Source organism: Niallia sp. FSL R7-0648 (assembly GCF_038007005.1).
Taxonomy (GTDB): Bacteria; Bacillota; Bacilli; order Bacillales; family Cytobacillaceae; genus Niallia; species Niallia circulans.
Genome location: NZ_JBBOWE010000001.1, coordinates 38,883 through 59,801, shown reverse-complemented (window position 1 = coordinate 59,801; position 20,919 = coordinate 38,883). Strand labels below are relative to the sequence as shown.

Below are 20,919 nucleotides of genomic sequence, written 5' to 3'. Positions count from 1 at the left end.
TCTTAATAACGAAAAAATCCCAAATATACATTTTCACTCTATCTTATTTCCATCTCACGGTATTCATTAGGTGAAACACCTATGATTTTTTTAAATACTTTGCGAAAATATTTATCATCTTGGTATCCAATCATATTAGCAATATCATAAACTTTCAAATTACTGCTTTTCAATAATTCTTGAGCTTTTTTCATTCGGATGGTAACTAAATACTCTGAAATATTGACATGATACTCTTGTTTGAATTTTCTTGAAATATATTCTCTACTGATGTAAAAGTGCTCCGATATTTCTTGAAGCTTAATCTCCCGATGAAAATTTGCTTTTATGTACTTTTCAATTTCGTGAATAACATTTTGCGATCTTCGGGCATTTTGTCTTTTTACTCGTCGAAGAAACAATGCTATTTCTTTTTTCTTCCTTGCTTTATATGCTTCCAACTGAAAAATACCCTCTTTGTCCATAAATGAATAAATACGCTCCTCAATATTGGAGGGAATTCTTATCGGGAGATTGAACTCCTTAAACCATCTTGTACTTATCATTAAATATTCATGCTCCAAATGCAAAAGCTGGCTTAATGATAATGGTGGATTATTCATCATATCTTTTTGGATCTGCCCAATAAGTGATTGAAAAGCATGTAATTCTCCCGTTTGAATCGCCATTTTTATCGAGCTTGAATAACCCATTAAGCTTTTTATCTCATATTCCTTTTTCTCTGTCATTATTTTTCCTTGTTGATTCCCCAAAACATCTCGATTCATCATAATAGACTTAGCATACTGATAAGAAAGATTCAACTGGTTAACGGAAGTAACTTCTAATCCCATTGATAAAGTACAAGAGATTCCTAATAACTTTAGGATAGTAGTATGTACTTCTCTCATGATGACAACCGCTTCCTCTTTCCTTCTTAAGAGAAGAAGGACAATTTCTCCTCTTCCGGTTACATAATGAAAGGCAATTCCCTTATTATTGCTGCTAAGCTCCTCATTTATTACATTCAAGAGTGTAAAAAGAGTGAGATCTTTATCCCATTTAAATTCTTCCACGATTCCATTACTTACTTGTAAGAGTCCGATTGTATAGGCCTGTGCTTTGGTTAAAAGAAATTCCTCCAAGACATGTTTATCGAATGGATCATTATTTAACATCTGTGTTAATTGGTGATCACGATACGCTGGCTTCATTTTATTAATAAGTTGTGTTCTATTAAGCTTCCTTTTCCTTTCCTCTTCCTCTTGTTTCCACTCGTTCACTACCCTCCTTAATGTATCATTCAGCATTTCAGGGTTAATAGGCTTCAATAAATAGTCTGAGCTTCCGTAATGCATTGCCTTCCTCATGTAATGATAATCATCATAACCTGTAACTACTATCGTCTTCCCATGAGCGTAATGCTCATCCATCCATTTTAAAAGCTGAGTACCGTCGACCTTTGGCATTTTCATATCAGAAAAAATAATTTCGGGATTTGCCGCTTCTATTATTTGAATAGCATCTTCTCCATTACTTGCTTCGTAAATGTCTGTAATTTCATTTCCTGACCAATCAGCAAGAAGCTTAATTCCTTCACGAACATGCCTTTCATCATCAACGATTAGTGCCTTCATCTTCATTCACTCCTTCATGTGAAATTATTGGGATACGAATCATTACGGTAAACTCTTTCTTTTCGATACTGTCGATTACAAAGCTTGCTTGTCCCTCATAGTAAAGTTGCAAACGATCGTAAATATTATTTAATCCGATTGATTCTCTTTCTTTATCCTCCTTTCTTCGTTCCTCATAATATAATTTTTTATGAATCGTCTGTAGTCTTTCGCTGCTTACTCCTATCCCATTATCCTCGACAATAATTACTAAATCATCATCCTCTGTATAAGCACGGATTGTAATTCTTGCGCCCTCCATTTTATTACTAAAACCATGTTTAAAGCAGTTTTCAATAATTGGCTGTAGCAGCATTTTCGGAACAACAATTTCATGTGTGCTCGGTTCGATTATTAATATTATATTTAGCTCATCCTCAAACCTCTGTTTTTGAAGAGACAGATAGGATTGTGTATGTTTTAATTCTTTCGATAGCGGCACCATAGCTTCTCTCATATCCATACTGTATCGCATCATATCCGAGAGAGAAGTCAATAATGTATAAACAGGAACTGCATTCATTTTTAGAGCAAGTGTGCCTATGGACTGAAAACTATTGTATAGAAAATGGGGATTTATTTGTGATTGCAATACCTTTAATTGAGCTGACTTATTCTCAATTTGCAGTTTATATTCTTTGTCTATTAATCTATTGATTTGTAATACCATCGATTTGAAACGCCTACCAAGCATTCCGATTTCATCATTTCCTCCCGCCTCAAAGTTTGCCACAAAAATCCCCTTCTCTACCTTTTTCATATTTTCCATTAAAACTTTAATTGGAGCAGTAATCTTAAAGGAAATAATCATTGTTATGACTAATACCATAATTAAAGCCACTAAGGCAATCATCGTATTCATAAATGCCGTTGCCCTCGCACCTTGATAAAGACTAGAGTAAGGGATACTTTTTACCATATACCAATTATTATCCTGAACAGCAATATTTTCATAAAAAATAACCCCTGAAAAATCTTTACTTTCCCACTTTATGTTATTTTGTTGGGGATTTGTTTGAACTTTATAAAACCATTTATCCTTTGTTTTTTTGCCGATTACAGCTTTATTGGAAGAGTAAATTACAGTTCCATTTTCATTTATAATGGAAATACCTTCCTTATCTTTATATAGCCTATTCACAATCCCATCTATTTTTGAAAGATTTATATCAATAGACATAAATCCCAAAATATCATTAGATGGCACATTTCTAATCTTATTATGAAGGGATAGAACAGTTGATTTCTCAGAGTTAGGAATAATCGATAAGCCATTATAACTGTATATCGTATGTGGTGGTTCGATAAGCGAATAATTTGTTTCACTTTCCTCTAATCTCCGATAATATGGATGAAAATAGATATTTTTATTTTCACCTCTCCCACTTATGCGCGAGTGATAATTTGTAACAGAATCTCTCCCTTTATTAATATATAAATGCATTTGCTCTATTTCTGAACGAGAATTGTACACATATGCCAGCACTCGACGTACCTCTTCCATATTCTCCTTGTTATTCTCTCCCACTCCCTGTGTTAGTACATTCATGAAAGGAGTATAACGATATAATACGGTAGACATTAAAGCAATATCCTCTAAGTACGTACCTAACTCTTCCTTTCCCTTCTTCATTAACTCTGTATTGTATGCAACTGATTCCTTGTTAACATGATGAATGGTTTGAAAATAGGTAAGGACGATACTGCTTCCAAAAGGAAGAATAGTAGCAAGAAGCAAGAAAATCATTAATTTTTTTCGAATACCCCATTTCATTTTCGGTCGAGAAGCCTTAAATAAACTCCGTTTTTTTGATATACGCCTAAAGTGGACATTATTCTAATCTCTCTCTCCTCCTCTCCAAACCATTCCTTATAAAAATAATACATAAGGAGTGGTCAATATATTACACCTTCCTTGTCAATGTAAGCGGTTACCCAAAAGGTATAACCATTATATTATAAAAATAGGAGGTGCAGAAAGTGAATAATCCAAATAATATAGAAAAAATAGAAACTCCCCCTGTACACCAGTCAAGTGTAACGAGAAAAAAACCACTCTCTACAAAAAAGAAGAAGAACTGGAAGGAAGCAGGTTTATTTTCTCTATTTGTAGGTCCTGTTTTTATTGCATTTACAATTGTGGTGCTTGTTCCATTTTTTTCTGGCATCTATTATTCCTTTACCGATTGGAATGGCATAACTGGAGAGATTAAGTGGGTTGGATTGGATAATTTTAAGTATATCTTCACAGACGATAAACAGTTTCTCCAATCTTTTAAGCTGACTGCTGTTTACACTGTTGTAGCGATTATTTTGACAAACGCCATTGGTTTTAGCCTAGCACTGCTTGTTACTCAAAAACTAAAATCTAGCAATCTATTACGTACTGTATTTTTTATGCCTAATCTACTCGGCGGCCTCTTACTCGGCTTTATCTGGCAATTTATCTTTATTAGAGGATTCGCTTCTATTGGAGAACTTACAGGGATACCACTATTTGAGTTAGCATGGTTAGGAGATAAAAATACCGCCTTTTGGGGAATTGTAATTGTCAGCGTATGGCAAGGAGCAGGATATATTATGCTCATTTATATAGCTGCATTGCAAAACATACCAAAAGAACTAATTGAAGCAGCAAAAATGGATGGAGCAAACCGCTTTCAAGTGCTGCGAAATATTAAAGTTCCACTTGTTGCTCCTGCTGTGACAATATGCTTATTCTTAACAACTGCATCTTCCTTTAAAATATTCGACGCCAACCTTTCGTTAACAAATGGAGGTCCTTTTAAATCAACGGAAATGCTGGCTCTTAATATTTATACCGAAGCCTTTGTTAACAATCGCTACGGAATTGGGGAAGCCAAAGCACTTATCTTCTTTATTGTTGTAGCAGCCATCTCCATTTTACAGGTTACTCTTACTAAGAGAAAAGAGGTGGAATCTTGATGGAAAACAGGTATACTAGCAAAACTTTCTTAATGGAACTGCTTGGTATTATACTAGGCTTATTATTCTTGATTCCCTTTTATTATGTGATTTCTAATTCACTCAAGCCTTTTTCAGAAATACTAACAAATACCTCTTCCTTACCAAGTACGTTTGAATTTGGAAACTATCTAAATGCTTTTGAAAAGTTAAATTTCCTAAAGGTTTTTAGCAACTCTCTTCTTATAACGATAGCTAGCAATATTGTATTAGTCGTATTCTGTTCGATGGCTGCTTATATGCTGGTCCGGACGAAAAAGAAAATTAGCACGATTATTTTCATGGCCTTTGTTGCTGCCATGATTATCCCTTTCCAATCTATTATGATTCCACTTATTAAAACAGCCTCAAGTTTACACTTACTTAATAGTATTTGGGGTCTAGTATTTATGTATTTAGGCTTTGGGTCTGGGATGACTATCTTTTTATATCATGGTTTTATTAAAGGAATTCCAGTTGAACTAGAAGAAGCTGCTATTATGGATGGCTGCTCTCGTTTTGGGGTGTTCTGGAGAATTGTTTTTCCATTATTAAAACCAATTACCGTAACAATCATCATCTTAAATAGTCTTTGGATATGGAATGACTACTTATTACCATCACTTGTCTTACAAAATCCAGAACTGCGGACAATACCACTTGCTACTTTCTTCTTCTTTGGCCAATACACAAAGCAATGGGATCTCGCTCTAGCAGCACTAATGATAGGAATTGTCCCACTGTTAATCTTCTTCTTTTCGATGCAAAAGCATATTATACAAGGGATTACTAGTGGATCTATTAAATAGGGAGCTAAGAGGCTGTGTTCACAAAGCCACCTCTTCCATATAAATAAGCTATTTCTATAAACAGGAGGAAATCAAATGAAATTTAACAAAATGAAAAGGTATTCCTTATTAACTGGTATCTTATCTGCTTCTCTGCTCTTTGCAAGTGCTTGTTCAAATGAGGGTGCCTCAAGTAACACCTCTTCAAGCAAAGGAGAAAAAGTAGTGGTGGACTTGTTTAACGGAAAAGTAGAAATTGCGGATCAATTAAAAGCATTGACAGATCAATACTCAAAAGAACATCCAGATGTAACCTTTAATATTGAAACAGTCGGTGGAGGAGCAGATGGAACGGCTGCTTTAAAAGCAAAATTCGCCTCCAATACAGCTCCTGATATTTTTGGAAATGGTGGATATCAAGAGGCCTTAACTTGGCTGGATAAATTAGAGGATTTGTCAGATCAACCATGGGTAAAGGACGCATATGAAAGTGCCTTAGTTCCCATGACAGTAGATGGAAAAATTTATGGCCAGCCAGTTAACCTGGAGGGATATGGATTTGCCTATAATAAAGCATTATTTAAAAAGGCAGGTATTACGGAAATACCAACAACATTTTCTGAACTAGAAGCAGCTGCTAAAAAGTTAAAAGCTGCTGGAATTACACCTTTTTCGATTGGTTATGGTGAATGGTGGGTTTTAGCTAACCATGGACTAAATGTTCCTTTTGCTTATCAAGAAGATGCCGACGCCTTTATTAAAGGATTAAATGACGGATCGGCAAAAATCGAAGGGAATGAGCATTTTGACAAATACTTTGATTTACTGGATTTAACCATTGATTATGGTAATAAGAATCCATTAACAACAGACTATAATACCCAAGTAACTCTTTTTGCAACAGGTGAAGCTGCGATGATCCAGCAAGGAAACTGGATTCAGCCGATGATTGATAAAATTTCTCCTAACTTGGAGGTAGGCTTTATCCCAATGCCATTAAGTGATGAGAAGGAAAAATCGGATAAGCTAATGGTGGATGTGCCTACAAACTGGGTTGTTCATAAGGATGCTCCTGAAAAAGATAAAGAAGCAGCATTAGATTTCTTAAACTGGATGGTTACTTCCGATTTCGCAAAAGAATCTATTGTAAAGGACTTCAAATATGTTCCAGCATTTGAAACAATCACTGCCACAGCTGAAGATATCGGTCCCTTAGGCGCAGAGATTCAAAAATACTCACAGGAAGGCAGAACATATACATGGCAATTTACGAAATATCCTGATGGTGCTGGACAGGAGTTTGGTGCTAGTCTTCAAGCATATGTAGGAAGTCAAAAATCACGCGAGGAAACAATGAAAGCATTGGACGATACTTGGGCTAAACTAAAAAAATAGTAGATGCACAATATGAGATACTAGCTAATATTCATACATTTATCTTATCTTAACAATTTATTTAAGATTTATTGATAGTTTTGTCATATATTATTCATAATATATGGGTATGATATAGCTATAGTCATTAAATTTCTTTTTCAAGTCCCCCCTTGAAAATAGATAGTATGAAGGAGTGCCAAATAAAAGGCATTCCTCTTTTTTTCGCAAAAAAAAAGACTCTTCACACCTGAGAGTCTATATAATAAGAAGAATAGTATTAAATTAATTCAAGATTTTTATTTTGACTGTTTTCCGTCCCCAAGCCTTTGCTTTGCTAGTTGATGGCATTAACACGTCTATTTTATGTCCTTTAATTGCTCCGCCTGTGTCTCCTGCCACAGCTTCTCCATAACCTTCTACCCAAACTTTAGAACCTAATGGAATGACTGCTGGATCTACTGCAATTAATTTCATATTCTTATTCTTTTTAATATTATATCCAAGTGCCGTAAAATCAGATTTTGTATCTTGATGACTATAAGCAGTTGAGGTTACATAAATAACATCTTTACTGCTTGAAGACTTACTAGAAGGTGATTTGCTCGTAGTAGGTTTTGAGTTAGTCGATGCCCTAGCAGCTTTTTTAGCTGGACTATTTACCTTTACGACATTCTTCTTCGCTTCTTCTTGCTCTTTCTTCAATGCGGACTCTGCTGCATTTATTTGATCAAGTACTGCTTTTTTCTGGTTCTCAGCTAATTCTACTTCTTTAGAAACAGAAGCATATTTTTTCTGTACAGCCGTTACTGCCTCTTGTCTTTGAGCAACATTTTGCTGCAGTTCATTTTGAGTAGCCGCTAATTCATCATATTGTCCTGTTAATTCTTCTTCTTGCTGATCAATTGCTGCCTTTTCTTCTTCAATTTTCTGAAGATCTGCTTGCTGCTGCTCTAATATATCTTTATCACCATCAAAAATCATCGAAATAGCTGTTGCTCTACTAATAAAGTCAGCGAAGTCCTTTGAATTAAACAGCACTTCTAAAACAACATTTGTTTGGTCTGTATTCTGCAAGGAAACGAGACGATCTTTCATCACGTCTTTACGTGCCAATACTTTATCTTCTAGAACAACAATTTCTTCTTTCTTTTTCTCTATTTGTTGTTGCGTTTCTTCAATTTTCGCCTGCAGATTTGCTATTTTATCTTTATTTTGCTGCATTACTGTTTCAATAGATTTTAAATCCTCTTGAACAGCTTCCAACTCTTTTAAAGTTTTTTGCTTTTCTGCTTCTTTTTCATTAATCAATTGCTGATTTTGATCCAACTGATTTTTCGCCTTGTTCAGTGTTTCTTGACTCGTTTCTGCTTGTACCATAATCGCTGATGTCAAAAAGATGACACTACTTAACGAAATGGCCATTAGTTTTTTTAAGGAACGCATCTAAAAACCCCTTTCTCTATTGTTATAACACATGAAAGAGGCTTCTAAATTACAATTCTATTAAAATAATAAGTCAATCCTTTTAAAATTAGTTTACAAGCCAGCTATTAAATATCGCATATTTTCTAGCATTCTGTAAGTCTAGAAGGGAAAATGACCCTTTGTTACCTTTGTAATAATTCTGTTAATTATTAATATTTACCCTTTTCGAAATTGAATTATATATCCTGTTTGAGCTTTATCATATCCATACACTGAATTCCATTTTCATAGATTTCCTCTTCATAGTGCTGGAGAAAAAAATCTTTCTCAATTCGATCGATTCGAAACCCGCATTTTTGATAGAGAGCAAGTTGTGAAATACTGCTATTCCCAGTCCCTACTTCTATTCTGTTATATCCTAATTTTCTCGCCTCTTCAATCGCGTGCATAACTAACCTTTTCCCTAAGCCTATTCCTTGATAGCTTTCGCCCACAGCAAGATTGATTAATTCTATTGTTTCTTCTTCCATTGGTAATAAAACATAGACACCGATAGTTTGATCCCTATCTTCCGCAATATAGCAAATGCCCTTTTTAAGATATTCTCTGATTAAATGTTCAGATGGGTCTGCTAATAATAATAAATCAAAAGGGGGAGTTTCTCCTTCTCTAAGCTTACGAATCTTCATCAATCGTTCATCCTTTCTATAGACAATGCATCATTTTTTCCGCTTCTTGCCAAGGAACCGTATATCCTGCGCCTTTCGCACAGAAAATAGATGAGGATGTATATGCTGGATCAGCATTTTTATCATAGTCTAGTCCAGCAATCACTTCTTGTTCATTATGACAAGGGTAATAACCCGCAAAGGTAAAGGAAAGCTGACCTTTTCCTTGTGTAAAAGAGGCTAAGATTGTGCTGTATTCCATAAATGTGGCAACGGGAGCCTTGCCGGTAATAATTGCTTTATTATCTATTGTTTCGGGCGTATCAAATGCTCCATGGGCCATTTGAATATCAGCCAGCACTCTGCCCATTTGTTCGATAGCTACTTTTATTTTGAAAGCATAATAAGGCTCTAATAACCGGTTCTGTACTTTTTCTAGTCCTTGGCGCAATGCTCGAAAAGTAGCTTCCCGAAAATCACCGCCGTGTGTATGTTTATTATGGGCTCTCCCTGTTAATAATGTCACTTTTATATCTGTTAAGGGGGAACCAGTCAAAATCCCATGATGATCTCGCTCAAAAAGATGCTGGCAGATGAGATGTTGATTTGCTATAGATAAGTCATCTGTATGGCATCTACTCTCAAATGTAATACCTGTATTTCTTTTTCCTGGCTCTATACGGAGATGTACCTCCGCATAATGACGTAATGGTTCAAAGTGTCCATATCCGACAGTAGCTGTTTCGATTGTTTCTTTATACAAAATTTCCGGTTGACCAAAGTGCACATTTAAAGAAAATCTTTCTAATACTAGCTCCTGAAGAACCTCTAATTGTATTTTCCCCATCACATGCAAGTGAATATCTTGCTGTTTCTCCTCCCATGTTATCTGAAGAGATGGATCCTCTGCTTCTAATATCCGAAAAAGCTTTAGTACCTCTTTTTTATTTACTCCGTCTTCAACTACCACTTTTGAACGAAGCGTTGGTACCAATTCATATACTGCTTTTTCAAGCATTGCTCCGACTCCATCTCCCACAATTGCCTCTGTAAGACCTGTTACAGCAAAAATTTCTCCGGCACCGACTTCATTTACTTGTTGAAATTGTTTTCCATTATATTTACGAATTTGCGTAATTTTCTCTACCATTCCATCTCCATATGGAAGTTCATCTCTGACATGCAGAGTACCACTTATTGCTTTTAGAAAAGTAATTCTTGTTCCACCTTGCTCGTAGCGAATTTTAAATACTCTTCCTGCAAAAGGTTGATCCTTCCTATATATTGTTTTTGTTAATTGATGAAACTGATCGAAAAATTCCTTTATCCCAATATCCTGAAGTGCTGAACCATATCCACAAGGAAAGAGCCGCGACGAAATAATCATTTCTTGGATTTTTTCCATCCACAATATCGGTTGATAGCCATTATCCATATAGTAATCCAAGAGCTCTTCATCCCGCTCTGCAATAAATTCTATTTGCTCTTCCGACATACTGCTATTATCTAAAGAGGAAATATCATATACATCTGTCGTAAATTGGGAACGAATTTCTTCCAGAACACGCGCTGCATCCGCTCCTGTCCGATCTGTTTTATTAATAAAGAAAAATGTAGGAATCTGATGCTTCCTTAATAGACTCCACACCGTTTCGGTATGCCCTTCAATCCCTTCTACCGCACTAATAATCACAATAGCAAAGTCCATTACTTGAATCGCTCTTTCCATTTCTGGAGAAAAATCAATATGTCCAGGAGTATCAATTAAATAATAAGTAGAATCTCCATGTTCAATGATTCCTTGGTCTGCAAAAACCGTAATCCCTCGTTGCTTTTCAATTATATGACTATCTAAAAAGGAATTTTTATGATCTACACGGCCTCGTTTAGTTATACTATTTGTATGATATAGAAGCTGCTCTGAAAAAGTAGTTTTTCCCGCATCAACATGTGCTAATATTCCAATTGTCTTGTTCATTTTGAAAGCGACTCCTGCTTTTTTAGTTTATACCTTTCATTATAGCTGAAATGGCCATAAGGATGGTATAACTACCAGAAAAATCAATTGTAGATCAGCCTCTTTTACTTCTCCAAACAAAGAATGTATCTACTATACAAGCCAGTAAAATTCCTGCTGAATAGCGTATTAAATCCATTAATAGGAAGCCCTTTCCTAGAATTAACGCTCCAATTGTTGTATCTCGAAGCTGATTAAGCCAATCCGCTTGATATAATTGACTGCCTTCGATTCCAAAACTGAATAGTATGCTCAGTATTCCTGCAACTAGGAGGCTATTTCTGATAAAAAGAAACCGAAACCCAAAGTAAACCATCATCGCCCAAATCATATCTCCTGCATGAACGCTTATAAAATCAGGAAGATGATTACTAAATTTTCTAGAAGATAGTCCTAATAACAGCATAAGTATGGCTGAAACAAAATAGAATAATCGATACATTTTTTTCACTCACAATTATATTTTATTTAATATAGCTTGATAATCTCTCCCCCTCCTTTCCTATCTGCCCCTAAAATAAAGAGACCCGATTTACTGATATGGTCTCTAGAATTCAACTAATTTTCTATTTGTTTAACATTTTGTGCCACTTATCCTAAAAATAAATCTAAAATATTAGAACCTTTCGATGCTTGTTTATTATAAAACTCTGAGTACCCGCATTTCTTGCAAAAGACAACCGTAAATGTATTATGCTGGATATCCATTAACTTGGATAAACCCGTTCCTGTCATGGCCACATCTTTTGTTCCTATATCTGTTCCACCGCATTTTACACAGCCTTTGCTTTCCATGTTATTACGCTCCTTTTTTGTTATATCTTTGCTTCTGTTTTAACATCTCCTTTATTATTACGAAGTAATACGATATTTAGTTTCATTTCTCTCAATACAAATAATGATGAATTATTTGTAAAAGTTTATCTAAATTTTCTTCCGAGACATTTTCACTTAATCGTGCCGCTGCCACAATTGGAATCCATTGAAGGATATCTTCTTTCGTTAAGCCTGTCTTGCTGCAATATATATGCAGGTATAAATCTGCTAGATCCTGATGATTTTCCGCATAGAGAAGATAAGTTCTGCATACATCTGCCCGAGAATCTCCTGCTCCTGCATCCACCCAATCGATTATCCAAACACTGCCCTCAGCTTTTACAAGATTGAATAAATGCAAATCCCCATGACAAAGCCTTGTTTCCTGCGGCATTGTTTTCAGTTTGTTTAAAAGAAGGGATTTACTTTCTTCGTCTAGAATCTGAGAGTCCGCTATTTGTCTTCCCCATTTGTAAGATATCGGCTCAAGTGCTATTCCATCATGCTGGTGAATCTGTTGTTGGATATCAATAGACAAGCTCATATAATATTCAGCTTTCTTTTCGTTTTTAAAAAGAAGCTCCCCCAATGTATTTCCTTTTATATATTCCATTATCAAAACTTGTTTGTTCTCTACCATTGTCACATCTAATACTTTTGGAACAGGTAACCCACAAGCGTGAGCAAACCTTTGTTTCCTTGCTTCCATTTCCGCTTCGGCAGGTGGAAGATAATCTTTATACACTTTCATAATCGTTTTATCATTTACATAAATAGTTGCCGTATTTCCGGTCGCAATGGCTTTCCCAAACTTCAACTTACCCACTCCTTTTTAAGATTCTGCCTCTCGCAAAGATATTATTTTGTTGTCATTTCAAGAGGCTTTTCACACAAAAACGAACGTTATTTTATTACAAAGTAGGAGTATTAGGAAATTACAGATATTTATCTTAATAGCCATTGAATTCGGTTGCATAGATAGGAGCTTCCTTTTGAAAAAAAACACCTAAAATATTCCATGCATTTGAGCTAGTTCAAACTTCCGGATGAAATTCATACTAATTTATAAAATATTTGCTTCCTATAAAATCGCAAGAAATTATTAATAAAATTCACTAAATTTGTTTCAGAATAATACGCTTAGAAAAAATAAGGAAAATAAATAGCTACTGTTAAAATAAGGGATAGAATAATGAAAATAATCTGTCCTAGAATCACAGAATTCACTTTTAAGGTGAATATCTTAACACTTCCTGTTTCCATTCCCGTCCATCCTTTATTGCCTGCGTTTAATAGATTATTTGTTTGATTTATATTTAGACCAAATAACCAGTACACACCAAAGATAAGTACACTCCCTACTAACACTAAATCTGAAAACCTCCATCCTATTAACTTGGACACAACATAAATAAGTGTTGCCTCTATTAATATGGTTATGATGATAACTATTAGCTTTTTCATACAATTCCCCTCCTATTTTTTATCTATTCAACTCTCTTAAAGACTTGAGTTATCATAAACAGCTGGAAAATAAACACATGTATACTATTCGAAATTATCACATTAAATATTTATTTTCAAATATTTTGAAAATAAACCTATTTTTACATAATGAAAACCCACTCTCGTGCTAGAAATGCAAAAAAATTGGCTGGCAAGAGTTCGGTTATTACCGATTTATGCCAACCAATTCACTATTTAAAATATATATTGTTTAAGTTATATTAGCCTACTATCCCTGTCTCATCAGCATTCTTCGATTCAAAATCATCAAGCATAGCACGGACATCATCAGAAGATTGCGTACTCATCAATTGATTTCTCAATTCACTTGCCCCTCTAAATCCTTTCACATAAATCTTGAAAAAACGGTGAAGGGCTTTAAAAGATCGTGTTTCTAATTCCTGTGAATATTTGTCATGAAGATCCAGATGTAATCGTAATAGATCAAGCAGTTCTTTACTGCTATGCTCTTTCGGTTCTTTTTCAAAGGCAAATGGATTTTTAAAAATACCGCGCCCTATCATAACACCATCCACTCCATATTTCTCAGCCAGCTCCAACCCAGTTTGACGATCAGGAATATCCCCGTTAATCGTTAAGAGTGTATTTGGTGCCACACGATCACGAAGTTTTTTGATTTCTGGAATCAATTCCCAATGTGCATCCACTTGACTCATTTCTTTTCTTGTACGCAGATGTATCGAAAGATTCGCGATATCTTGTTCCAAGATATGTGTTAACCATTCCTGCCATTCCTCTATCTCCGTATAACCAAGTCTTGTCTTAACACTGACAGGCAGCCCGCCTGCTTTTGCTGCTTGCACAATTTCCGCAGCAACCTCTGGACGGAGGATAAGTCCGCTTCCCTTCCCTTTTGCTGCGACATTAGGAACAGGACAGCCCATATTGATATCGATTCCCTTGAAACCAAGCTTGGCCATGCCTATACTCATTTGTCGAAAATATTCAGGCTTGTCTCCCCAAATATGTGCAACCATTGGCTGTTCATCTTCTGTAAAAGTCAAACGTCCACGTACACTCTGTGTTCCCTCGGGATGACAATAACTCTCCGTGTTAGTGAACTCCGTAAAAAACACATCAGGTCTAGCCGCCTCACTGACTACATGACGAAAAACAACATCCGTCACATCTTCCATCGGGGCTAATACAAAAAATGGCCGTGGTAATTCACGCCAAAAATTATCTATCATATAAAACTCAGTTCCTTTCATATAGATCCAAGATTAAACTTCTCGTCTCATAATTAAAACGAAAAATATCCCTTCCTACTTGATCCTTTCGTTTCAACAAGTTATATCATCCGATCACTTAAATCGAAAATTTATCATTTATTAGTAAAATCTTTTAAAATTATACCGTCTTCTATATTAAAAGGCTTTAATTCCTCTGTCAAATCAGTATATCTCTTGCCTGTTATAAGTCCCCTCAGTACTGGAAAAAGACTAAAAATATCTTCTTATAAAGGTCTAAAATTTACATCCTTTTCATATTTAAAATAAGAAGGGTTTTTCCAATGCAGTAATTTTTTGAAGCATACATCCATTTCCAAGAAATTCTTTTACCCCTTTCTTAAGATTCTTGATTGGCCCCTCCAGCTAATCTGGTTCATCCGCTTGTAAACAATCATCCTCCCATTTACAAACAACACATATTTCCCAATCATTACGTTCACCTAACATTTTATACTCACAACAAGGACAAACAACTATTCTTTTTCTTTTGTTTATCAATATATCCATTTCTTACTCCCATAATAATCTACGGTGGATAAGTTTTATTCTTGATAATCAAAACATTTTCTTCTATTCGCTTTCTTTATATAATAAAATATATCAATATGCCTCTGTAGCTATAGAAGGGAAGAGCGCCGGAAAACATTGTTGGTACCGGGTCGCAAGGCAAGGGTTTCAGAAGCACCGAAAAGCAAAAAAGCTGAGGCAGGTGAAATTCCTAGCCGGTGAAAGTCCGTAGGGAAGCGTGTTCCCCCTAGCCTATGCTTACGAAAGGAGTGCGGGTTCGAATCCCGTCAGAGGCATCTTATTTTCTTCCAATGAAACTTTCTACCATCAACCGTGTTACTGGTAAATAATCCAAAGGGTGAGGATGTCTGTGAAGCTGAATTAACTAACTTAATTACCAATCTAGTATGCTTTCCCTTTTGCACTCCACAACTCTAGGTACTTGGTTTAAGGTGGTCGCCATACTCGGATTTTCCCTTAGAGCAGCGTATGACATCACTAAGTACCGTAAAAATAAAGCTCATGATTCTTAACGGCATTCTTGATGAAAAATCCACTAAAATATACCTATTACCACAATTAATTAAGGCATTAATACCTGATTTTCCACCACTTCTTTTTCCCTGTTTTTAACAATTTCTCCATTATTGATTTACTTTATGAAGACTTAATTTTAAACTTAATAAAAAGTCTGATTGAGGTGGTTTCCTTGAAGTTTAAATCTATAATCTGTTTCCTTAGACGAAATCATAAATTTAGTTATTACTCAAATAGCTGTATTAGGTGCGGGAAAAAAAAATCTCATTAGGGATTCTTCTGTCCTCACTCTCCCAACTGATAGAAGGAGAGTGAAAATCTAATCTATGATGATACTATCATGTAACCCCCACCCCTATTTCTACGTTCATCAGGATCCAAAACATTCTAAATAAAATGCTATTTGTTGAGTTTTAATCTCCATAACAGCTGTACTTTATAAACCGTAAATTGAAAATAGACAATTTCATTACTCAGTTAGATGAAAGTTTTTTTGTGGAAAAAAATCTAACCATTTTTATTGTTTCTTAATGGTTTATCCACAAAATTAATCAAGTCAAAGTGGTAGAAAATACTAAATTTGAATGAGCAATAAAACTGAAAAGACCGAGGAAATTAAGATAAACGGAATGAAAAGCATAGCAAAACAAAATGAAAAATAATCCTTCGTTCAGCTACGAGGACCCAAGAATTTAATAAAGTAATAAAAGCTTCTAATGTTGGCAAAATTCATTTTTATGATCCTAAGAATACTCAAGTCTGCAAGCTAGTGCGACCTGCAAATTACCATCAAGAGTGTTTCATAGGATATGAAGCTTCTCACTTGAACCACTTGGGAAATTCACAATGTTGAAAGTGAAAAATATTACCTAAAATTATGAAAAAAAACAATATAAATAAGAAAGAGAAGCTGAGACTTTGGTCAGCTTCTTTTTCTTATTTATAGTTAAAAGTATAAAAATATAGAATAGCGTTAAAAGCATTTACAAATATTAACTATATTAAATAGATGTTATAAGAAAGAGGTATCAGCATGGTTAATAATAAAGTTTTAACTTCTGTTGAATATGGAGCTTTATGGACGACTTATCAAAAGAAAACCATGATTTTGTGTTTTCTACAATATTTTATTGAAAAGTCAGAAGAACCAGAAGCGAAGGATTTAATGAAAGGGCTTCATGATAAATTAAATACTAAAGTTAACGAAATTAGAAATATATTAGAGGGTGCCGGTGATATAATACCAAATGGTTTTACGAATGATGATGTATATTTAGATGCTCCGGTATTGTTTGAGCAGGGTTTTGATATTATGTTTTCTAGAATCCTAAAAGAAATTAGCATGGGAATGTATGTTTTACACACAACCATCTCTTATCGACCTGACATTATTAATTTATATAGATCTTTAACAGAGTTAACACAGAAATATTATTATTATTTTACGGAATATTTATTAGATCATAAATTAATGTTGAATCCACCTGTAATAAATATGCCACATTCAAAAAGTTATATTGAAGATCCAAGCTATATGAAAGGAACAAATATTTTTGGGAATAAAAGAAACTTCAATGTCGTCGAGTATGGATTACTTTATCATTCACTAGAATCAAACGTATTGGGGATGCAATTAATGAAAGGATTTGCTCAAACTTCTGCCAATTCAGATGTAAAAGAGTATTTTCAAAAGGGATATGAACTAGCAAAGAAAATTTATTTGGAAACAGAGGAAATGCTGCTAAACAGTGATATTCTAACACCATCTATTGTGAGTAGAAAGGTAACATCTTCTACTACTGCTCCATTTTCAGATAAGTTAATGATGTTCTGCACATATTTGTTGAATGGATTTAGTATAGGTGGACAAGGATTTGGAGCAGTGTTTTGTCTGAGGAACGATGCTATACTTCAGTCAGGAGTTTTTGCGAAAGATGTTCTCTCATTTGGTTTAAAGGGAGCGCGAATAATGATGGAAAGAGGTTGGTTAGAAGAACCTCCTAGTATGAATAACTAAATAAGAAAGAAAAGGAACATCAAATGACTTGGTGTTCCTGTTTGTATTTTATATACCCTCATACCACAACCCTATTTCAGCATAATGTAATACAAGGAGGGTGGGGTTGCGGGCAAATGATTATTTTTATAGTAAATTTTCTACTGCAAATAATAGGAATACAATAAATCATAATATGAGGAAAATATTTGGTGATTGGCTGACTCCTTGAAATGGAGAGCTTATTTATTTATTATTTCGGATTATTTATTTTATCACAAATCGTACAACAGTTACGAGGCCCTTAACTTGATTTTTGCTACACAAACACGAAAACCCATTTATCCTAGATCGTTAACAACTGAATTGAATAAAGCAATAAAAATTGCTACTGTTCCCAAAATTCGCTTTCATGACGTGATACTAGACATACTCACGCAACTATTTGTCTGGTAGCTGGTATGACATTAAAAGAAGTACAGGACCGCTTAGGACATAGCAGCATAAAAACTACCGGTGATGTTTATGCACATGTCACTGAATTAATGAAAGAAAAAACAGTTGATTTACTTGAGAAATTCATCTCAAAATAAGTTTTTTTGCAAGGTATGTGGTCAAAATGTGGTCAATGTGTACATACCTTGCTTAAAAAACCTTGTTATACCAACGTTAATCTCGCCACTGCCTCCACATGCATCGTTTGAGGAAACATATCCACAGGCTGCACTTCTTCTGTCTTGTAGCCACCATCCTCTAATATGCGCAGATCACGAGCTAAAGTCGCTGGATTACATGACACATAGACAACTTTCTTTGGCTTCATATCAAGAATTGTTTGCAGCAATGCTTCGTCACAGCCTTTTCTTGGTGGATCTACTACTAAAACATCTGCTTCATTTCCTTCTTTATACCAGTTGGGGATAACTACTTCTGCTTTCCCTACTGCAAAATCGACATTGTGGATATCATTTAAAACAGCGTTATTTCTTGCATCTTCAATTGCTTGTGGCACAATTTCGACTCCAAATACTTTACTTGCTTTTTTTGCCAAAAATAAAGAAATGGTGCCAATTCCACAATAGGCATCAATTACTTTCTCTTCTCCACTTAAAGCAGCATACTCCAATGCTTTCTCATAAAGCACCTTTGTTTGTTCCGGGTTTACTTGATAAAAAGAACGAGCTGAAATAGCAAATTTTACATCGCCAATATAATCCGTTATCGTCTCTTCTCCCCAAAGTACGCGAGTAGCATCTCCCATTATCACATTTGTTTTTTTGTTATTCACATTGTGGATAATCGATTTAATATTTGGTACTTTTTGAACAATTTCATCAACAATTGCTTTGCGATTGGGGATATCCTGTGTACGGCTAATTAAGACAATCATGATTTCCTTCGTAACCAGCCCTCTTCTTACCATAATATGGCGTAAATCTCCCTTATGATGAGCTTCGTCATATGCGCGGACTCCATATTTTGAACAAATATCTTTTACTGTATTTACGACATAATCATTTTCTTCTTGTTGGATGAGGCATTGTTCCATGTTAATAATTTGATGAGAGCGTTGTTGATAAAATCCGCCGATGAGGCCACCTTCTTGTTCTCCAATTGGCACTTGGGATTTATTACGGTAACGCCAAGGGTTTTCCATCCCCAATGTTGGATGTACAATCGTTTTGATTTTTCCAATTCGTTCTAACACATCCTTCACATGTTTATGCTTTGTTTTCAATTGTCCTTCATAGCTTAAATGCTGTAATTGACAACCGCCGCATTCCTTGTAAATAAGGCATGGGGCTTCCACACGATAGGGACTTCTTTCTTTAATCTCTAGGAGGCGGCCAAAACCGTAATTCTTATTTGTTTTAATTACTTTTACAGTTGCTTTTTCACCTGGAAGTCCATTGGGGATAAAGAGGGGATAACCATCTATCTTTGCCACACCTGAACCTTCATGGGTTAAATCTTCAAAAACTATATCTATTATATCGTTCTTTTGAACGGGTAATGTTTTACTCATTATCGTCTTCCTTTACGTCGAGATTTCCGAAAAAAACAAGCGTGGTAATTGTATCATATTATGAGGAAAGCGTCATTGGTCTATGCATAATCTTTAATTATTATCCAAAACAAAAAGTGAGAGGATTCTTCCTCTCACTCCTTGTTATTGTCTGTTTGTAACTTCTCTTTATAATCCTTGATATCTGGTCGGTCTTCATCACGAATCGCTTCAAGCGGCACAAATAACTCAAAGTGACGATATAAATTAATAAATTCAGCTGGCAGTAATCCGCCAAATTCTCCATCAAGATTTACTTGTACTTTCTCATCTGAGCTGACCTTTATATGGTTCGCATTCGTATAAATGACATTAGGATCATTTATATGTTCACCGCGTAAAGCAAGGGACGCAATTCGAATAAATTCTGCAAGGTTTGCCTTTTTTAAGATCAATAGAGAGAATAACCCATCATTAATGGATGCGCCAGGGGCTAACTTTTCAAAACCGCCAACAGAATTAGTCAGGCCTACAAGAAACAACATCGCTTCTCCATCAAATAACTTGCCGTCATACTCGATTCTGACATGCGAAGCTTTAATGAAAGGCAGCATTTCGATTCCTTTTAAATAGTATGCTAACTGTCCAAGCATGGTTTTCAATTTACTAGGAACTTCATAAGAAATTTCTGTTAAATGGCCGCCGCCGCTAATATTAATGAAGTATTTGTCATTCATTCTTCCAATATCAATCGGAATGGTATCGCCTTTTGCGATAACATCTACTGCACCTATGACATCTCTGGGAATATGCAATGCTCTTGCGAAGTCATTTGTCGTTCCTACTGGAATAATTCCAAGCTTTGGACGATATTCCTGTTCTGCCATTCCGTTAACAACTTCATTAATCGTTCCATCACCGCCTGCAGCAATGACGAGATCAAATCGTCTTTCTACGGCTACTCTCGCTGCATATGTTGCGTCCTCTGGTCCAGTCGTTGCATGACAGGAAGTTTCATACCCTGCCTCTTCTAATCTTTTTAGCACCTCTGGTAAATGTCTTTTAAAAGCTTCCCGACCTGAAGTAGGATTATATATTATTCTTGCCCTTTTCATGTTCATCATCCTATAATCAAGATTCAATTTTTTCCATAACCAATAACATCATCATATACGATACTACTTGCTTAGGCAATGTTTAACTCTAGTTATTACCATGATATGTAACTTTTTCATGATAAGTGTCCATGTTTCAAGCATCTTCCCACATTATAACCCAATCTATTAGTTCATCATACTTTTCTCATTCTTATTCCTGTTTTTTTCTATTAATCAAACGTTTGATTAACTTTTTTTCGCCCTTCCTTGCAGCTATTCATCCTTTCTAGAGGAATTCTGACAAAATA

At 35.2% G+C, this 20,919-nt stretch carries 18 protein-coding genes; 5 read left to right on the top strand and 13 right to left on the bottom strand.

Translation table 11 applies throughout. From position 1 onward, the window contains the following. Positions 1–38 precede the first annotated feature (38 nt). Both NSQ89_RS00280 and NSQ89_RS00275 read right to left on the bottom strand, forming a co-directional pair. Positions 39–1,616, bottom strand: a complete 1,578-nt coding sequence (locus tag NSQ89_RS00280) for a response regulator (RefSeq protein WP_047941799.1) — start codon at positions 1,614–1,616, stop codon at positions 39–41. Beyond that, complete coding sequence (locus NSQ89_RS00275; RefSeq protein WP_336045371.1) at positions 1,597–3,402, bottom strand: sensor histidine kinase; 1,806 nt, start codon at positions 3,400–3,402, stop codon at positions 1,597–1,599. Before NSQ89_RS00275 ends, NSQ89_RS00280 begins: the two co-directional genes overlap by 20 nt. 260 nt (positions 3,403–3,662) lie before the next feature. Between NSQ89_RS00275 and NSQ89_RS00270 the strand changes: the two genes are divergently transcribed. The 3 genes from NSQ89_RS00270 to NSQ89_RS00260 all read left to right on the top strand — a co-directional run bounded on the left by NSQ89_RS00270 (position 3,663) and on the right by NSQ89_RS00260 (position 6,802). After that, positions 3,663–4,601, top strand: a complete 939-nt coding sequence (locus NSQ89_RS00270; RefSeq protein ID WP_373694333.1) for a carbohydrate ABC transporter permease — start codon at positions 3,663–3,665, stop codon at positions 4,599–4,601. Continuing rightward, entirely contained in the window at positions 4,601–5,428 is an 828-nt protein-coding gene (locus NSQ89_RS00265; RefSeq protein ID WP_047941802.1) for a carbohydrate ABC transporter permease, read from the top strand. The genes NSQ89_RS00270 and NSQ89_RS00265 overlap by 1 nt, the downstream gene beginning before the upstream one ends. 75 nt (positions 5,429–5,503) lie before the next feature. Further along, positions 5,504–6,802, top strand: a complete 1,299-nt coding sequence (locus NSQ89_RS00260) for an ABC transporter substrate-binding protein (protein ID WP_047941803.1) — start codon at positions 5,504–5,506, stop codon at positions 6,800–6,802. A gap of 264 nt (positions 6,803–7,066) precedes the next feature. Here the strand turns inward: NSQ89_RS00260 and NSQ89_RS00255 are convergent, their stop codons facing one another. From NSQ89_RS00255 to NSQ89_RS00215, 9 genes are all read right to left on the bottom strand, one after another. Further along, complete coding sequence (locus tag NSQ89_RS00255) at positions 7,067–8,227, bottom strand: 3D domain-containing protein (protein WP_047941804.1); 1,161 nt, start codon at positions 8,225–8,227, stop codon at positions 7,067–7,069. 218 nt (positions 8,228–8,445) lie between these two features. Further along, positions 8,446–8,898 carry a GNAT family N-acetyltransferase gene (locus tag NSQ89_RS00250; RefSeq protein ID WP_061800843.1) on the bottom strand — a complete coding sequence of 151 codons (453 nt, stop codon included), beginning with the start codon at positions 8,896–8,898 and terminating at the stop codon, positions 8,446–8,448. A gap of 16 nt (positions 8,899–8,914) precedes the next feature. Further along, positions 8,915–10,855 carry a translation factor GTPase family protein gene (locus NSQ89_RS00245; protein ID WP_341132060.1) on the bottom strand — a complete coding sequence of 647 codons (1,941 nt, stop codon included), beginning with the start codon at positions 10,853–10,855 and terminating at the stop codon, positions 8,915–8,917. A gap of 94 nt (positions 10,856–10,949) precedes the next feature. Then, entirely contained in the window at positions 10,950–11,336 is a 387-nt protein-coding gene (locus NSQ89_RS00240; protein WP_047941807.1) for a ribosomal maturation YjgA family protein, read from the bottom strand. 149 nt (positions 11,337–11,485) lie between these two features. Next, the gene (locus NSQ89_RS00235; RefSeq protein ID WP_047941808.1) at positions 11,486–11,689 is read right to left on the bottom strand and encodes a zinc ribbon domain-containing protein; all 204 of its coding nucleotides are present in this window, start codon (positions 11,687–11,689) and stop codon (positions 11,486–11,488) included. A gap of 91 nt (positions 11,690–11,780) precedes the next feature. After that, the gene (locus NSQ89_RS00230; RefSeq protein WP_047941809.1) at positions 11,781–12,527 is read right to left on the bottom strand and encodes a phosphotransferase family protein; all 747 of its coding nucleotides are present in this window, start codon (positions 12,525–12,527) and stop codon (positions 11,781–11,783) included. 323 nt (positions 12,528–12,850) lie between these two features. After that, positions 12,851–13,174 carry a hypothetical protein gene (locus tag NSQ89_RS00225; protein WP_047941810.1) on the bottom strand — a complete coding sequence of 108 codons (324 nt, stop codon included), beginning with the start codon at positions 13,172–13,174 and terminating at the stop codon, positions 12,851–12,853. A 263-nt stretch (positions 13,175–13,437) separates the two neighbouring features. Continuing rightward, the gene (locus NSQ89_RS00220; protein WP_095259383.1) at positions 13,438–14,448 is read right to left on the bottom strand and encodes a tRNA dihydrouridine synthase; all 1,011 of its coding nucleotides are present in this window, start codon (positions 14,446–14,448) and stop codon (positions 13,438–13,440) included. A gap of 384 nt (positions 14,449–14,832) precedes the next feature. After that, the gene (locus tag NSQ89_RS00215; RefSeq protein WP_341132059.1) at positions 14,833–14,976 is read right to left on the bottom strand and encodes a CPCC family cysteine-rich protein; all 144 of its coding nucleotides are present in this window, start codon (positions 14,974–14,976) and stop codon (positions 14,833–14,835) included. A 1,570-nt stretch (positions 14,977–16,546) separates the two neighbouring features. Here NSQ89_RS00215 and NSQ89_RS00210 point away from each other — a divergent pair. Further along, complete coding sequence (locus NSQ89_RS00210) at positions 16,547–17,530, top strand: DUF3231 family protein (protein ID WP_341132058.1); 984 nt, start codon at positions 16,547–16,549, stop codon at positions 17,528–17,530. Positions 17,531–17,970: 440 nt separating this feature from the next. Then, the gene (locus NSQ89_RS00205) at positions 17,971–18,102 is read left to right on the top strand and encodes a hypothetical protein (RefSeq protein ID WP_217275593.1); all 132 of its coding nucleotides are present in this window, start codon (positions 17,971–17,973) and stop codon (positions 18,100–18,102) included. A 65-nt stretch (positions 18,103–18,167) separates the two neighbouring features. On the opposite strand, the gene rlmD is transcribed toward NSQ89_RS00205, so the two are convergent. Together rlmD and NSQ89_RS00195 are read right to left on the bottom strand one after the other, a co-directional pair. Then, positions 18,168–19,535, bottom strand: a complete 1,368-nt coding sequence (gene rlmD, locus NSQ89_RS00200; protein WP_251687897.1) for a 23S rRNA (uracil(1939)-C(5))-methyltransferase RlmD — start codon at positions 19,533–19,535, stop codon at positions 18,168–18,170. 134 nt (positions 19,536–19,669) lie between these two features. Beyond that, positions 19,670–20,629, bottom strand: a complete 960-nt coding sequence (locus NSQ89_RS00195; protein ID WP_061800894.1) for a diacylglycerol kinase — start codon at positions 20,627–20,629, stop codon at positions 19,670–19,672. Positions 20,630–20,919: the final 290 nt, after the last annotated feature.

Excerpts from the sequence above, each read along its gene's own strand:
- NSQ89_RS00280 (WP_047941799.1), bottom strand. The coding sequence starts at position 1,616 with ATGAAGGCACTAATCGTTGATGATGAAAGGCATGTTCGTGAAGGAATT.
- NSQ89_RS00275 (WP_336045371.1), bottom strand. The coding sequence starts at position 3,402 with ATGATTTTCTTGCTTCTTGCTACTATTCTTCCTTTTGGAAGCAGTATC.
- NSQ89_RS00265 (WP_047941802.1), top strand. The coding sequence starts at position 4,601 with ATGGAAAACAGGTATACTAGCAAAACTTTCTTAATGGAACTGCTTGGT.
- NSQ89_RS00260 (WP_047941803.1), top strand. The coding sequence starts at position 5,504 with ATGAAATTTAACAAAATGAAAAGGTATTCCTTATTAACTGGTATCTTA.
- NSQ89_RS00255 (WP_047941804.1), bottom strand. The coding sequence starts at position 8,227 with ATGCGTTCCTTAAAAAAACTAATGGCCATTTCGTTAAGTAGTGTCATC.
- NSQ89_RS00250 (WP_061800843.1), bottom strand. The coding sequence starts at position 8,898 with ATGAAGATTCGTAAGCTTAGAGAAGGAGAAACTCCCCCTTTTGATTTA.
- NSQ89_RS00245 (WP_341132060.1), bottom strand. The coding sequence starts at position 10,855 with ATGAACAAGACAATTGGAATATTAGCACATGTTGATGCGGGAAAAACT.
- NSQ89_RS00240 (WP_047941807.1), bottom strand. The coding sequence starts at position 11,336 with ATGTATCGATTATTCTATTTTGTTTCAGCCATACTTATGCTGTTATTA.
- NSQ89_RS00235 (WP_047941808.1), bottom strand. The coding sequence starts at position 11,689 with ATGGAAAGCAAAGGCTGTGTAAAATGCGGTGGAACAGATATAGGAACA.
- NSQ89_RS00225 (WP_047941810.1), bottom strand. The coding sequence starts at position 13,174 with ATGAAAAAGCTAATAGTTATCATCATAACCATATTAATAGAGGCAACA.
- NSQ89_RS00220 (WP_095259383.1), bottom strand. The coding sequence starts at position 14,448 with ATGAAAGGAACTGAGTTTTATATGATAGATAATTTTTGGCGTGAATTA.
- NSQ89_RS00215 (WP_341132059.1), bottom strand. The coding sequence starts at position 14,976 with ATGGATATATTGATAAACAAAAGAAAAAGAATAGTTGTTTGTCCTTGT.
- NSQ89_RS00210 (WP_341132058.1), top strand. The coding sequence starts at position 16,547 with ATGGTTAATAATAAAGTTTTAACTTCTGTTGAATATGGAGCTTTATGG.
- NSQ89_RS00205 (WP_217275593.1), top strand. The coding sequence starts at position 17,971 with ATGACATTAAAAGAAGTACAGGACCGCTTAGGACATAGCAGCATAAAA.
- rlmD (WP_251687897.1), bottom strand. The coding sequence starts at position 19,535 with ATGAGTAAAACATTACCCGTTCAAAAGAACGATATAATAGATATAGTT.
- NSQ89_RS00195 (WP_061800894.1), bottom strand. The coding sequence starts at position 20,629 with ATGAAAAGGGCAAGAATAATATATAATCCTACTTCAGGTCGGGAAGCT.